This window comes from Granulicella mallensis MP5ACTX8, assembly GCF_000178955.2.
GTDB lineage: Bacteria > Acidobacteriota > Terriglobia > Terriglobales > Acidobacteriaceae > Granulicella > Granulicella mallensis.
This window is the reverse complement of sequence record NC_016631.1, coordinates 2,734,991-2,750,406: the sequence shown is the minus strand read 5'-3', so window position 1 is coordinate 2,750,406 and position 15,416 is coordinate 2,734,991. Positions and strand designations below refer to the sequence as shown.

Here is a 15,416-nt window from a genome sequence, read left to right as displayed (position 1 = left end):
AAACCTCAAGAGGATGGGGTGTAAGGCTTCAACGAAGGTGTATCGATCAGCTTCGCTGATTCCGGGAATAACTACCAGGAGTATTCAAGTGTCTAACCTGATTAAAAATCCGAAGCCTCAGAAGACGGTTCTCACGAAGAAGATCAAAGCAGGCTACGCCTTGCTTCTCACACTTCTTGTAGTCTCAGCTACGCCCGGATTCGCCCAGGCAAAGACCACTCCTGATACTCCTGCAACACCAGCCCCACAGGCCGCCCGCACAGACCAAGCAAAACCATCAGGCAGCGGAGGAGGCAGACGGCACGGTGGCGGAGCCGACGCGGCAGAAGGGCCGAATGCCAAACCCGAGAAGAACGCGTATGACTATTCCCTTCCAAGCGCGGACGGAAAAGACATCCCGCTTTCAAATTACAAGGGCAAATATATTCTCATCGTCAACCTTGGCCGCAAGTCGAGTTACAACGACCAGCTTCCCGCTCTTATCAAGTTGAACGATACCTACAAGGACAAGGGACTTGTCGTCATCGGTATTCCATCCAACGAATTCGGTGCGGCAGAACCCGGCACAGGCCCCGAGATTCAGAAGGCCTATGCCGATGCCAAGGTTGACTTTCTCATTACGGGCGTATCCAAGCTCACCGGCGACGACGCACTTCCCTTCTATCTCTATCTCACGAAGAGCAAGAGCGCACCCACTGGTGGCCCCGTCGCCTGGAACTATACGAAGTTCATCGTGGACAAAAAAGGCAACGTCATCGCCCGGCTAGATCCGGATGCAGCCCCGGACTCTCCTGAAATGCTCTCCACGATCGACCAGGTCCTCGATGGTACTTACAAGCCCAAAAAAGAAGGCGGAAAGGCGGGCATGGGTGCGGCATCCAGCGACTCAAACTAGTTCACCTTTCCCTACAAGAACCCGCCCGAGTATTTGATTTCCCTATTCGACTCATAATGGAAAATCTATCCCATGTCATTCTCGTATGACCTGCATCGATTGCTTCAATACCCCATTGATTTCGCGATTATCCGGTCTAAACTTGGCTCATGTTTGCGGCGTTAACTACAGATGCCGCTTCAGGCAACAGCTTGATCGGCGCTCTCAGGGAAAGCTAACTAACTCTTAATTCTCAGAACACGTTGCAACGGTACGACCGTTCGAAACGCCGAGGTGTTGATAAAAGTGACCAAGCCGCGCTTATTCTCTCTGACCTGTGCGATGTTCCTGCTTCTGGGAATCCTTGCTCCTGCTGCCGCACAGGCCGACACACCGACCTTTACCGTTGGCTGGTCCGTCTATGCCGGTTGGAACCCCTATTTCTACATGCAGAAGTCGGGCATTTTGAAGAAGTGGGCCGACAAGTACGGCATCACCATCAAGGTTCAGCGCTTTGACTATGCGGCCTCACTCGATTCTTTCGTAGCCAAGAACATCGATGCCTGCACTATGACCAACATGGAGGCACTCGACATGCCGGCCGCCGCCGGTGTCGACTCCACAGCGATCATCGTCGGCGACTACAGCAACGGCAACGACGCCGTACTGGTACGCAATGGCCTCAATTTCAGCACGCTTCCCCGCAAGCCCATCATGCTGGTTCAGAAGACCGTATCCGAATACCTGCTGGAGCGTGGCATGGTGCTCAACGGTCAGCAGGCACAGCTCTCCAAGCTTCACCTCATCAACACCTCGGACTCCGACATCGTCGCAGCCTTCCTGAATAACAAGTCCAATCAGGCCGTAGTTACCTGGAAGCCTCTTGTCAGCCAGATCGTCGGCGATAAAAGTGTCCAGTCTATCTTCGACTCCTCGAAGATCCCCGGCGAGATCATGGATCTTCTCGTCGTCCGCACCGAACTGCTCAACACCCCCAACGGTCAGAAATTCGCCAAGGCCATCACCGGCGCCTGGTACGAGACGATTCAGCAGGTCGCTTCAGGACAAGCTGCTGCCATCAAGTACTCCGCTGCGGCCTCCGGAGACTCCACCGACTCCTACAAAGAGCAGCTCAAGACCACGGCCCTCTTCGCTACACCTAAATCCGCCGTGGACTTTACCACCAGCCCCGACCTTCAGAAGAAGATGGACCTGGTTCGCCAGTTCTGCTTTACGCACGGCCTGCTTGGCCAGGGCATCAAGTCCGTCGATGACGTAGCTATTGCCTATCCGAATGGCGCGATTCAGGGCAAGAAAGATCGCGTCCGCTTCCGCTTCAACGCGGCCTACATGCAGGCTGCACAACAAGGAAAGCTCTAGCGTTTATGGCGAACCTTTCCCCATTCGACATCCAGGCGCGGCCTAACCGGCTGCTGATGCAGGCGTTCTCCTGCCTCATCTTCGTCGTGTGCATCGGCCTCTACATGCAGACCTCGATCAGCCGGCACCGTGAGAACCCTGAAGACCGCATCGTCCCCAGCGGACACCAGCTTCTCGCCGGCATTCGTTCCGCTGTCCTTGAACCCGCGGAGGAGGATGACTACATCCCCGCCGACAATGCCTCCACGTGGGAGCGGGTTCACCACTCCATGATCTGGAAGGACACCGTGTCGAGCGGCCGTCGCTTCTTCATCAGCCTCTTCCTTCTGATTCCTGCCGTGATCCTCGCCCTTCACATCGGACTCTTCCCCTGGTTCGGTGCCGGGTTCCTGCGCTTCGTCCTCTTCTTCGATAAGATCGTCGCTCTTTCGCTTCTACCCATCCTCTTCATCGTCTTCGGCATTGACGAGTGGTCCAAGATCGCCCTTGTCGTCATAGGCGTCGCGCCCACCATGATCCTCGATGTAACCCAGATGGTGAAGGCCGTTCCCCAGGAGCAGATCGTCAAGGCCTTCACGCTGGACGCCAACAACTTCGACGTCGCCTACCGCGTCGTCTTTCGGCAGATCCTGCCGCAGGTCATCAACAGTCTTCGCCTCAACCTCAAACCCATGATGCTCTTCCTCTTCGCCGGAGAGATGATCGCCGCCTCCGACGGCCTGGCCTACCGCATTGCCATCATGCGCCGCCACATGGGCATGGACATCATTCTTCCGTATGTCCTCTGGGTTGCCTTCCTTCTCTTCCTCATCGACTTTTCTTTGCGCGTGATCAACAGGAGGCTGCATCCATGGTTTCAGGCTTGAGCACGCTCGAAATGACACCTCCCGTAAACGGCGCGCGAGAGACGAAATCTCTCGACACCATGACGGCTGCGCCTGCCCGCACGGCCACCGCTATTCATATTGACGATGTCTCCGTCTCCTTCCCCACCGGACGTAAGGGATGCCGCACCGTTCTGGAGAACATCTCGCTCGATATCGAAGAAGGCGAGTTCGTCGTTCTGCTCGGCGAGACCGGCTGCGGAAAGAGCACGCTGCTCCGCCTGATCCTCGGCCAGGATCGTCCCACCTCCGGTCGTATCTCCGTTGCAGGCAGTCTCGTGCAGCGGGTCGATGCCCGCTCCAGCTACGTTCCGCAGAAGTACTCCCTCTTCCCCGACCGCACCGTTCTCGAGAACCTCGCGATGGGACCGGAGACCTCGAAATACCACATCCTCGGTCGCCTGCTCCCCAGCTTCCGCGCCTTCCGTCGTCAGGTCCGCGAAGAGGCGCTTCGTCAGCTTAGCCACATGGGACTTCAGGCATCGGACGCCGCGAAGTATCCGCATCAGCTCTCCGGCGGCATGCAGCAGCGCGTAGCGATCGCGCAGGCACTCATGATGAAGTCTCGCGTCTTGCTGATGGACGAGGCTTTTAGCGCGCTCGATCCCGCGACTCGCTCCAACCTGCAACGCCTGCTGCGCACCGTATGGGCAGAGACCAAACCCACGGTTGTCTTCGTTACCCACAACACGGCTGAAGCTCTCATCCTCGGAACCCGCGTGATCGTCCTCGCTCGCCAGAGCCGCGAAGACCACTGCGGTTCGCGCGTTGCTCTCGACATGAAGCTTCCCGCCTCCGGCATGAGCCTGCGCAACAACGGCCAGCAATTCCTCGATCTCGTCGAGCACGTCGAGCGGTTCTCTCGCGGAGATCATCACGCCCCTTCTGCCGACCTCAACGCCGCCAACGATCCTTACGAATCACCTAACGCCTTCCCCTCAGATGGAGAGACGCTGTGAAGAACCTTCGTATCCCCACTCAAACTTTGATCCGCATCCTCGGGGCTTGCAGCTTCGTCACGATCAGCTTCCTGGCTGCCAGCAATACCACCGTTCACGGACAAGCGAGCGCCCATGCCGCCGCCACGCCCTCAGCCGAGGATAATACTCAATACTTCACGCAGAAGGTTCGCCCTGTTCTCGCTCAGCGTTGCTACCAGTGCCACACCACGGAGATGGCCGGCGGTCTGCGCCTGGACTCTCTCGACGGCGTACTCAAGGGTGGCGACTCCGGCCCTGCCATGGTTCCCGGCGACCCCGAGAAGAGCCTCCTCATCAAAGCCGTCCGCCAGACCGGCGATCTCAAAATGCCCCCCAAGGGCGACAAGCTCGCCGACGGAGACATTGCCGACCTCGTCGAATGGGTTCGCCGTGGCGGCTCCTGGGATAGCGCCGAGCCCTCCAAGCCCGTCGTAGCCCTGCTGACCTCAGCCCAGGCAAAAGGCACGCCCGGCGACGACTTCTTCGAGACTAAGGTTCGTCCCATCCTGGCCAACTCCTGCGGCTCCTGCCATCAGGATCGCGCTGCGGGTGGCCTCAGTCTTACCTCCCGCGAGTCGATTCTCAAGGGTGGCGACACGGGCCCTGCCATCGTCTCCGGCGACCCCGAAAAGAGCCTTCTCGTTCAGGCCGTTCACCAGACAGGCGAGCTCAAGATGCCTCCCAAGGGCACCAAGCTGACCGCCGAGGAAGTACAGGTTCTCTCCGACTGGATTCGCATGGGCGCTCCCTGGCCCCAGAGCACCGCCGCAGTTCGTCCTGCGGGCAAGCAGATCACCGACGACATGCGTAAGTTCTGGTCCTTCGTTCCCCTGCAGGAGCCGACGGTTCCCGAGATCAAGGACGCACAGCTCAAGGCTTGGGCCAAGACCGACATCGATCACTTTGTTCTCGCGAAGCTTGAAGAGAAGGGCCTCAAGCCTGCGCCTATGGCCGACAAGCGCACCCTCCTCCGTCGCGCCACGCTTGACCTCATCGGCCTGCCACCGACACCTGAAGAGATTGAAGCTTTCGAGAAAGACAGCTCCCCCGATGCATTCGCGAAAGTCGTTGATCGCCTTCTGGCCTCACCTCACTACGGGGAGCGCTGGGGCCGTCACTGGCTCGATGTCGCACGCTACGGCGACGATGATATCCGTGGCCTCGATCCGCGTGGCCGTGGCTACATGCCGCTCGATGGAGCCTGGGTCTATCGCGACTGGGTCATCAAGTCCATCAACCAAGACATGCCCTACGACCAGTTCGTAAAACGGCAGCTCGCCGGCGACCTCATGTCCAACCATCCCACAGCCGAAGATCTCAAGGGGACGGGCTTCCTCGGCGGTGCACCCTGGATCTGGGATCAGGCAGAGCCGATTCAAGGCCGCGCAGACGAACGCAATGAGCGCATCGATGCCGTCACTCGCGGCTTCCTCGGAATGACCGTGGCCTGCGCTCGTTGCCACGATCACAAGTACGACCCCATCCTGGCCAAGGACTACTATGCACTCGGTGGAGTCTTCGCGAACTCCACCTATAAGGAGTACAACTTCGTTCCCGACTCCGAAGTCAACTTCTGGCGCGAGAAGTTCAAGCAAGCCAACAGCAAGGACGATGCCGCGCAGGAGTACACCAAGACTGCCGGAGAGCAGCTTTCCAAGGCCTATGCCGCGCAGAGCTCTGCCTACATGGTTGCGGCCTGGCGAGTCGCGGGTAAGCCCAAGATGAAGTCCGAAGACGCTGCCGATCAGGCTCGTCTCGATCCCGAACTACTGGATCGCTGGGTGAAGTTCCTCGCCAAGAAGCCTCTGTACTATCCCTATCTCAAGGATTGGCAGCTCATGATCGCGGAGGGAGGCTCGGAGGACCAAGCTAAGTTCCTCGCCAGCTCCTTCCAGCAGCGGATTCTCGATCTCGAGTTCAAGAACAAAGCCATTGAGGACGAGAACGACAAGATCAAGGCGAAGGCTGGCGTTCCTACTCGTCGCGAGAAAGACGTCAAGCCGAACCAGTTCGATACCTACGATGAGTTCTGCCCAGGCTGCACGCTGGAGCTCAAGGTCCTTCCCCCTGAGGAAGCCAACCTCTACACCGACCTCTTCGTCCGTAGCCTCAGCTCGGGCGAAGGAGAGGAAGGCCGCGGCGATCCAGCGCTCTTCAGCTTCCGTGGCTGGGAACTCACCCGTCGCCTCGGTCCGGTTGAACAGGCCTATCTCACCTCGCTGCAAGGCGACGGTGGTGGTGGCCGCCGTGGTGCCCCCAAGGACGTTCCGGAGATGTATCCCTTCGTCCATGGCATGGCCGATAAACCCAAGCTAGTAGACATCGCGCTCGATCTGCGTGGTAACCCCCACGCCCAGGGCGACGTTGTTCCGAGAGCCTTTCTCACCGTCCTCGGGCCAGCAGGCAAAAAGCCTTACACCCAGGGCAGCGGAAGGCTTCAGCTCGCCGACGATATTATTGCCAGCCCAATCGCCAGCCGCGTCTTCGTCAATCGCGTTTGGAAGTGGCACTTCGGCACGGGCATCGTAAATACGCCGGATAACTTCGGCGTCATCGGCGATCCTCCCTCGGATCCGGCGCTCCTCGAGTACCTTGCCACGCAGTTCCAGAAGAACGGCATGTCGCTCAAGAAGCTGCAACGCATGATCATGCTCTCCGCCGTCTATCAGCAGAGCAGCAAGGAGACTCCGGACGAGCACGTCAAGGATCCCCTCAACCGCTTCTACTCGCACTTCTCACTGCAACGCCTCGACGCCGAACAACTTCGCGATTCCATCCTCTTCGTTGCAGGAGACCTCGACACCAAGGAGACCGGTGGCCCAGCCACAGCGCTCGGCATCGATAACGACAAGCGCACGGTCTATGCCAAGGTCAGCAGGTTCCGCATCGATCCGTTCCTGCAAGCCTTCGACTTCCCCAACCCGACGTTCACGGCGGAACAGCGCTTCTCCACCAACGTGCCCGTCCAGCGCCTCTACTTCATGAACGATCCCTTCGTGTACAAGCAGGCGGAGGTGCTCTCCAACCGTGTCTATCCGAAGGGTAACGACGCAGCCCGCATCACGGAGACCTACCGCCTCCTCTTTGGCCGCGCCCCGACTCCCGCTGAGCTTCAGGCCGGCATTGAGTTTCTGAAGACGACTCCGGATAAACCCGGCTACATGGTCAACCAGGAACCGATCAGCGCGTGGAAGGAATACTGCCGCGTCCTCTTCAGTTCGAATGAATTCGAGTTTCTCAACTAACCGCACGGCTACAGTGGGTCCGGTCGCTTTCAGACAGGTCCCAGGCATTCGAAAGTACTAGAAATTTTGCTCGAACCAGGAGATCAGACTATGTCTTGTCAGAAGCCGAAACCTATCAATCGTCGTGATGCACTCCGCAAGATTGGCGGCGGATTCGCCATGATGAGCTTCGCCGGTATGCTCGGCGAGTCTCTCGCGGAGGCGGAAACCCTCAACGCGAAGAATCCCGGCTCGGTCGCCGCGGACACGGCTGCCACCAACCCCTGGATGCTCCGCGATCCGCACTTCAAGCCCAAGGCCAAGCACGTCATCTTCCTGTTCATGAACGGTGGCCTGTCTCACATCGACAGCTTCGACAACAAGCCGATGCTCACCAAGTACCACGGGCAGCCTATGCCCGGTGGCGATCTGGGCCACGAGCGCAAGACCGGCACCCTGATGAAGTCGCCCTTCGAGTTCTCGCGCTACGGCAAGAGCGGCCTCGAAGTCTCGGAGCTCTTCCCCAACGTGGGTGCCTGCGCCGACGACATCTGCGTCGTCAAATCCGTCTTCACGGAGATTCCCAACCACGAGCCCGCGCTCATCATGATGAACACCGGCGCGAACATCATTGGCCGCCCCTCCATGGGCTCCTGGCTGACCTATGGCCTCGGTACGACCAACAAGAACCTTCCCGGCTTCGTGGTTCTCTGCCCCAAGGTTCCCACCACCGTGGGTCCACCGCTCTGGAGTTCCGGCTTCCTTCCTGCCGTCAACCAGGCGACTTATGTGTCGAGCGACACGAGCTCGAAGGACTTCGATCCTTACAAGCTGATTCCCGACATCCATAACTCGAAGTACGACATCACGCAGCAGCGCAAGGAACTGGAACTCGTCAAAAAGCTGGATGCTCTCAACGAAGAAGAGACCTACGGCAACGTAGCGGATGCTGATCCCCAGCTCGAAGCCACGATCGGCTCAATGGAGACGGCCTATCGCATGCAGACCGAAGCCCCTGATGTCTTCGACGTTCGCAAGGAGTCTGCGGCGACCATCAAGATGTACGGCGAAGGCTCAACGGCTCGCGGCTGCCTTACAGCGGCCCGCCTCATCGAGCGCGGCGTTCGCATGGTCCAGGTTTATTACTCCGCTGGCGATCCGTGGGATGCGCACCAGGACATCCAGGCTCACCGCAAAAATGCGAAGGACTCCGATCAGCCCTTCGCGGCACTCATCAAGGATCTAAAGGCTCGCGGTCTTCTCGACGAGACCATCATCGTCTGCGGTTCGGAGTTCGGCCGCACCCCGGTCGTTGAACTCGGCGGCGCGGGCACTCACGCTGGCCGCGATCACAATCCCCACGGCTTCACGATGTGGCTCGCCGGCGGCGGCGTCAAAGGCGGCATGACCTATGGCGCCACCGATGACTTCGGCTGGAAGGTCGTCGACAAACCCGTCCACGTCCATGACATCCACGCTACGATTCTTTACCTGATGGGTATCGATCACACCAAGCTCACCTTCCGCTCCAGCGGCCGCGACTTCCGCCTTACGGACGTTGCTGGAAACGTCATTCACGACATCATCGCCTAACCGGAAGACCCGTTCTCAGGCAAATCAAAGCGCCACCTAACGATGTCGATACTTCCATCATCGTTGGGTGGCGTTTATGATGAGACACAAACTACCTTGATCCCAATCCTCAATTTGAATGGACCCATGAAGCACCTGCCAGCCATCCTTCTGCTTTCGACGCTAGTCCTTGCGGGCTGCCGCGCTACCCCTCCCTCGCCCACCGAAACCAAGGTCGCTTACTGGACCAAGCACCACATCACCGTCGGGGGCAAAAAGGATATCAATCCGATCAAGGCGAGCGCCGAAAACATCGAAGAAGGAAAGGAACTCTTTACTTCCTACTGCATGGTCTGCCATGGCCTCGATGGCCAGAATACCGGCGTCCCCTTTGCCGCGACCATCTCTCCCCCAGTCCCCTCGCTCGCCCTTCCCCAGGTTCAGGCCTATACCGACGGGCAGCTCAAGTGGATTATCAAGAATGGCATCTATCCTTCCGGCATGCCCCCGTCCAATGGCGACTTCTCTAATGATGAGATGTGGCAGATGGTTCTCTACATCCGTCATCTCCCCAAGGCCGGCATCCTCGGCAGCCCTGCTGTCTATAACGGTTCCTCAAAGTAAAACGCACAAGCCAATTGGCTTGTGCGTTTCTTCGTCTGTATAAGCGACGTTATTTTTACTGTGCGACTGCTGGCGGCATGATCGCTCCCGCTTTGATCCAGTCCATCACGGTCTTGATATCGGCATCCGAAAGCTTTGACTTGTTCGGGGGCATATCCTTGGGATCGTTCGCTGGCCCTTCATGACGGATCAACGTGAGCAGCAGAGACTTTGCCGGATCTCCCGGTACCACCACCGCGCCATCACGTCCGCCCTTCAGCAGAGCCTCGCGGGTATCCATATTCAATCCTCCACGATGGTTTGGTCCCCCGTGGCAACGCGCGCAGTTCTCATCGAAGATCGGCTTGACGCGCGTTGTATAGAACTCAGGCTTCGCGGCATCCTCGCGAGCCTGAACGGATGTTGTGTTGAACGCGACGGATACAGATACCAGAGCTGCAATGCTGAAACCCATAAGACCAACACCTGACTTCATATTCCTCCTCATAAATCGAAGAAACCTTCGATGATGCAAAACCTAAAGATAGACTATCGATGCTTTGCTATGATCCCATTCATCTCTACTGTAACGAATGCTCCCACATCTTTTCCTTCTCTTCCTTCGCATGCTTCTCGTACTTTTCCTTGTCCCCGGGTTTTGCAAACTGCCGTCCCGAAGGCCATACCGAGAAGTCCCGGAGCGCCATCCGTTGCGGAACGCCATGCATCGATAGCAGCGCATCTTCCAACTCCAGCAGCGATCCCCGCGATAACGCCAGTTCATGCTCGTTCGGCTGATAGATCGTGCCTACCGGGTAATCCAGAAACGGCGTATTTGTCTCCTCGATATGATTCCCCAGAATATGGGCTACCGGCTTACCCTTCGTGAATTCGATCAGCCGCTCCGTGCTCGCCTGAAAGGCTGCGAAGTCCTGCACATAGAGTCGTCCCGGATAGAGGGTGTCGCCCGACAGAAGAATCGCCGTCCGTCGATCGTAAAACGCAATGCTCAGCGCACTGTGTCCCGGAATTGGAATCACGTCGATCATGCGTCCACCAAGATCGATGTGGCCGATGTCGGTGGGCCAGTTCGTAATTCCATAGAAGCGCTTCGCCGCCTCCAGATCCGTAGGAGCAAGAAAGGTCACGGGTATTGCCGGATCGTTCATAGCCTGGAGTGCCGCATCACCCGCTATATGGTCGCCATGTTCATGAGTATGGACCACAAGTAACGGAATGCTGGTCCGGCCATTCCTTGCCAGCCAGTTTTTCACGACCCACTGGAGAGAAGGAGCGAGATTGCCTTTCCTCGACCCCGTGTCGATCAGCATCGCCTTGTCCTTCCCGAAGAAGAGAAAGACAACAGGCTTCTCATAATCCGTACAGGGAGACTGGCGCAGAAGAAAGAAGTTTGGGTTGTACTCGTGCACCTGCCATTCAGGAATCTCCATGCACTTCAATCCCTCTGACAGCCACCGAGTAGGCAGGACACCACGCTCAATCGTCCCGCCATCGGGCTCAGGCAATTGTGCATGAGCGGAACATACGGCAAGGCAAAGCACTGCCGCCAGATTCGTCAAAGCAAAAGATATCTTGTTCACACGTGCCTCAATACTTACCAGTTGGCCCAATCAAATGACTGGAGTTTAAGTTTTGAAAGATGAAACCAGTGCGAATGAAACCTACACCGGCCCTTTCAATAAACCCTAAAAGATATACTTGCCCGAAAATTGCATCTGTCGAGGCTGCAGCAGCAGCGACCCTGGGCCACCGGTCGAGACTGCAGGCTGGTTCTGGTATACGCCGAAGTTACTGCTGGTACCGTCATTCTGCACGATCCCAAAACGGTTTGTATTGATCACATTGAAGATTTCCGCGGAGATCCTCAATCTTTGCTCGCCAAAGGTATGGAAGGATTTCGACAAACCATCGTCGATGGAGAGATAGCCATCAGAACGGAAGTTATTACGCTGACCACTATCTCCCACATAAGCAAACCGAAGATTTGCATGTGCCTGCTGTGACGTAATTCCATTCAGTGCTGTCTCGGTCTGATTACTTGCAACATAGTGATGTCCGCCCGTTGGGATCGGACTGGTCTCCACCATATTGCTGGAGAACGCAAAATTGGTCCCCCAGTTGCCTGTGGCCAAGGCGCTAAAGGGAAAACCAGTGCTGTAGTGAACAACTCCATTCAATTGAAATCCTCCCACGAGACGATCCAGTAGACCACCCTTGTTCAAAAATGGGGTTCCTTTGCCGAAAGGTAGTGGTATGGAGTAGTTGGCGGTGAGATTGTGGCGAACATCGAAGTCCGAGACCCCGTACATCTGATGTCTGCCAAAGGTGTTGATGATGGGACTTCCGGACGTCCCATTTCTCTCCGGATCGGAGCCTTCATCCATTGATTTGGAGTAGGTGTAGTTCACGTCATACTCCAGACCGTACTTCAGAGCCTGGCGCACAGAAAGCTGCAGGGCGTTGTAGTTGCTTGTCCCAATGCTGGATTGGACAAAAATAGAAGAGGTCTGAGGGAAGAAGTAGCGGAAGGACTGCCCACCCGGTGAAGCGGTTGGGTCGGTATCCGCCTGGAAGAGAACGTTTGTTTCGTTGCCTCGGTTATTGGCGAAGACAGCATAGTAGGCCTGCGCGCCTTTATAGCCGTTATAGCTGAAGTTGGGGAAGATATTATGAAAATAGCCTGTATCCGGCACATTCGCGGCCCCTACCCCGGCGTCAACCATCTTATCGTAGGCAGTAGCCGCCTGAAAGTAAGACTGGCCACTGGCTGGATCATAAAGATTGGTTGGCTGCGCAATATCCAGATTCGCAAACAGGTGACGCCCCAGGCGTCCGACATACGATGCCGTTACATCCAGACTATGAGGAAGCTGATGCTCCAACGTCAGGTTGAAGGTCTCTGCGTATGGAGTTTTCTGATGATCGTTGATGCTGTAATCGAAGGTAAAGGGGCTATCTGCGGGCGTGTACGGTAATGTCAGAGATCCCGTAGCTCCCGGTACTGTCGGAACATCGTGATAGCCGGTAAAGCGTGGGTTCGAGTTGATGTCCGTATACGTAGCAAGATTGGTCTGCGACAGCGAGAGAAGCGACTGGGGGTTTGACTGATAGGAATCGATAACACCTGCGCCAAAGTGATCGTAGGCGAGAGCGAAGCCTCCGCGGACCGATGTCTTGTTATCCGGCGTAGCATAGGCAAACGCAATACGAGGAGCGAAGTTGAGATTCTGTGGAGTCCAGAAGTTGGGCTGACCATTCGGAGAACCAGAGGCACGAAACGCAATGCGCGTAGTGTATGCGGTGCCAGCATCGGCCGCCGCGGTACGATCCGCTAGAAAAGTATCGGCCGAGATCGTAGGGGCAATCTGCTGTCCATTCTTCTCATACGGAACGCCGAGATGAACATAACGCAGACCAACCGTTAGTGTGAATCGCGACGTAGCCTTCCATTGATCCTGAACGTAATACTCCTGTTCAAGATTACGGAAGGTATGGGTAGGAATAACACCTGCCCCCAAAGGATTCAGAGAACCATTTTTCACCTCGAACTCAGTTCCGGAGGTAGCCGTCTCGATCGCTCCGACGTTCGAGATGACCGCATTGTTGTAGAAGTTAGAAAAGGCAGCCGATACTGTTCCGCAATCGGCACAGGCAAAAGCCGCTGGATCAAGGCTCCCTCCTTGATTGGCGATCGCAGCAGTCGCCAAAAGATTGGGACTTACATTCGCAGTCGCTACCAGCGGAGCGTCGAAGTACTCTCCGTTCGAGAGTATCTGGAAGTTCGCACCAACCTGTATCGTGTGCCGCCCCTTCACGTATGTAAAGTCATCTACGATATTGTTGGTCACAACGTCATAGATCGTCGTGGTCGTCGTAGCATTCAAATTATCGAAAGCACCGAACTTAACGTTGGGCAGACTGCCGGTGCCTCTTGTGGCGCTCCCCATGCGTATAAAGCCATAGCGGAAGTTGTTGGTCATATTGTCGTTAATGGACCAGGTATGGCCTGCTGCAATGCCTTTGCTATTACCAAAGATATTCGCAGCAGCGGGTAGACCGGGAAACTGGAGCGGCGTCGCCTGGTTATCGCTTTGCAGATTACCACGCACAAAGAGCGACTGCCGTGAGCTGATGGTGTAGTCCAATCGAGCAATATTCGTAATCTGATGAACCGGCGCGGGTGAGGTAAAGTTATAACCACCCGTGTTGTAACCATCGCCGGCTCCATTGGAGTTAGCGATGGGAAACTGCTTGAAGTAAGCAATGGCTGCGGCATCCGTGCTCGGAGCGGTGCAGAGTGAAGCGGGATTGCAGGCTGAATCGAGAGCCCTTCCATCCAACTGCGCAATGTCTGCCGGAGTGAGTGTCTTATGGGTAGTTCCATTTTGGCAATTTGCCGAACTGGGACAGGCCTCATACGTTACGTTACCGGTAACAAGACCGCCGCCACCAATAATTGACGGCACCGTCTCGCCAACTGGGACATCGCTCGCCTGCTTGAATCCCTCATACGCCCCAAAGAAAAACAACTTATCTTTCAGGATGGGGAGCCCCAGCGAAGCTCCATAGGTATGCTCCAAAACCTTGGCCGCAATGTTGGGTTCTCCCGAACTCAGCTGCGCCTGCTTAATAAACCAGTTGTTGGAAGTAGTACCGGGATCACGATAATACTCGTAAGCACTGCCATGGAATTTATTGGTTCCGCTCCGTGTAACGAGCGACACTTGTGCCCCCGACGATCTCCCGGAATCCGCATTGGCATTCGTCGTCGTTACCCGAAACTCTTCGACCGAATCGCGCGTGGAGCGCAACGCACCGTTGAAGGCATAGCCGAACACCTGGTCGTTATTGTCCACACCGTCCAGCGAGATGTTGCTCTGATCCTGGCGGGCGCCGTTGACAATGCCCGTTCTCGGGTCAGCATTCAATCCACCGGTCTGCGAACCGCTGTCCAATGCGAGAACGCCCGGCTGCAAGGAGAGAAGGTAGGTAACGTTGTTCGCAAGGTACGGCAGGTTTTGCACCTGTGCACTATTGAAAGCCTTCCCCAGCGTAGCATCCGTAGTATTTACCTCTGCCAGGCTGGTTTCGACATTCACAACTTCATTCGTGCCTACGGTCATCTTGAAGGTCAGTTTGACCGGTGTCGATACGAGTAGTTCCACCTTTTGATCCAGTTCCGCGAACCCTGGCGCGACGACCTTCACGTCGTAAGTCCCAGGAGGTATCTGCTCAAACGAAAATTCGCCTTTGGACTTTGTCTGCGTATTCTGCACACTGCCAGTCGCCTCATTCGAAAGACTCACACTCACTTCTGGAAGGATTGCACCTGTTGCATCCGTCACCGTTCCAGATAGCGCCGTCGTGTTCGTCTGAGCTAAGAGCCAGGGGGCCCCGACCGCAAACAGAAAGGCAAGAAAAAGAGTGGTGCTATATCGAATAGAGCGAGTCTGCATATACATTCTCCATGGAAAAGCAGAGTCGGCAGAGTAGGCATGGCCTAACTGCTTACGCGCAGTGCTAGCTGCGACAGCACCCTGCAGGTTTTTAGGACGAACGAGGACTTTACACGCCAACCGATCATTCGGCATGGAAGGCAAATACTGGCTGAATCTGGTCAGCGTCGGTAGAGCTCTGGAATTTTTTAATGTTTATGAAATACCGTGAGTCGATTATGCGAAGGCACTTTGCATAAATCAAGAAAACTGGCATTTACCTATTCTCTGGATAGAGAATTTAGATACTGTTTTTCTTTGCAGTAAAAAGCTAGATACAAATCTTTGTCAGGTCTAGCGAAATACACTCTCCCCGGGCTCAATCTGGAAGAATGTTTCTTTGCCCTTCACTCCTTCGGCTACACAACCACCGCCTCATCCAC

10 protein-coding genes are annotated in these 15,416 nt (G+C 56.2%); 7 read left to right on the top strand and 3 right to left on the bottom strand.

The genetic code is table 11. The annotated features are described in order from the left end of the window. Positions 1-88: 88 nt before the first annotated feature. From ACIX8_RS11375 to ACIX8_RS11345, 7 genes are all read left to right on the top strand, one after another. Positions 89-895, top strand: coding sequence for a glutathione peroxidase (locus ACIX8_RS11375; protein WP_014265483.1), 807 nt, complete (start codon positions 89-91; stop codon positions 893-895). Between the two features lie 285 nt (positions 896-1,180). Further along, positions 1,181-2,254: a putative urea ABC transporter substrate-binding protein gene (locus ACIX8_RS11370; protein ID WP_014265482.1), complete on the top strand. Its 1,074-nt coding sequence runs from the start codon at positions 1,181-1,183 to the stop codon at positions 2,252-2,254. A gap of 5 nt (positions 2,255-2,259) precedes the next feature. Beyond that, complete coding sequence (locus ACIX8_RS11365) at positions 2,260-3,120, top strand: ABC transporter permease (RefSeq protein ID WP_014265481.1); 861 nt, start codon at positions 2,260-2,262, stop codon at positions 3,118-3,120. Then, entirely contained in the window at positions 3,105-4,097 is a 993-nt protein-coding gene (locus ACIX8_RS11360) for an ABC transporter ATP-binding protein (protein ID WP_014265480.1), read from the top strand. Before ACIX8_RS11365 ends, ACIX8_RS11360 begins: the two co-directional genes overlap by 16 nt. After that, on the top strand, positions 4,094-7,363 hold the full coding sequence (locus tag ACIX8_RS11355; RefSeq protein ID WP_014265479.1) for a DUF1549 domain-containing protein: 3,270 nt from the start codon (positions 4,094-4,096) through the stop codon (positions 7,361-7,363). The genes ACIX8_RS11360 and ACIX8_RS11355 overlap by 4 nt, the downstream gene beginning before the upstream one ends. Positions 7,364-7,453: 90 nt before the next feature. Beyond that, the gene (locus ACIX8_RS11350) at positions 7,454-8,935 is read left to right on the top strand and encodes a DUF1501 domain-containing protein (RefSeq protein WP_014265478.1); all 1,482 of its coding nucleotides are present in this window, start codon (positions 7,454-7,456) and stop codon (positions 8,933-8,935) included. 126 nt (positions 8,936-9,061) lie between these two features. Continuing rightward, positions 9,062-9,538, top strand: a complete 477-nt coding sequence (locus tag ACIX8_RS11345) for a c-type cytochrome (protein WP_044176601.1) — start codon at positions 9,062-9,064, stop codon at positions 9,536-9,538. Between the two features lie 55 nt (positions 9,539-9,593). Here ACIX8_RS11345 and ACIX8_RS11340 read toward each other — a convergent pair whose 3' ends face one another. The 3 genes from ACIX8_RS11340 to ACIX8_RS11330 all read right to left on the bottom strand — a co-directional run bounded on the left by ACIX8_RS11340 (position 9,594) and on the right by ACIX8_RS11330 (position 14,994). Next, entirely contained in the window at positions 9,594-10,013 is a 420-nt protein-coding gene (locus ACIX8_RS11340) for a c-type cytochrome domain-containing protein (RefSeq protein ID WP_014265476.1), read from the bottom strand. An 85-nt stretch (positions 10,014-10,098) separates the two neighbouring features. Beyond that, positions 10,099-11,118 (bottom strand): MBL fold metallo-hydrolase, encoded by a 1,020-nt coding sequence (locus ACIX8_RS11335; RefSeq protein ID WP_014265475.1) that lies wholly within the window; start codon positions 11,116-11,118, stop codon positions 10,099-10,101. 105 nt (positions 11,119-11,223) lie between these two features. Beyond that, entirely contained in the window at positions 11,224-14,994 is a 3,771-nt protein-coding gene (locus ACIX8_RS11330) for a carboxypeptidase-like regulatory domain-containing protein (RefSeq protein ID WP_014265474.1), read from the bottom strand. Positions 14,995-15,416 lie beyond the last annotated feature (422 nt).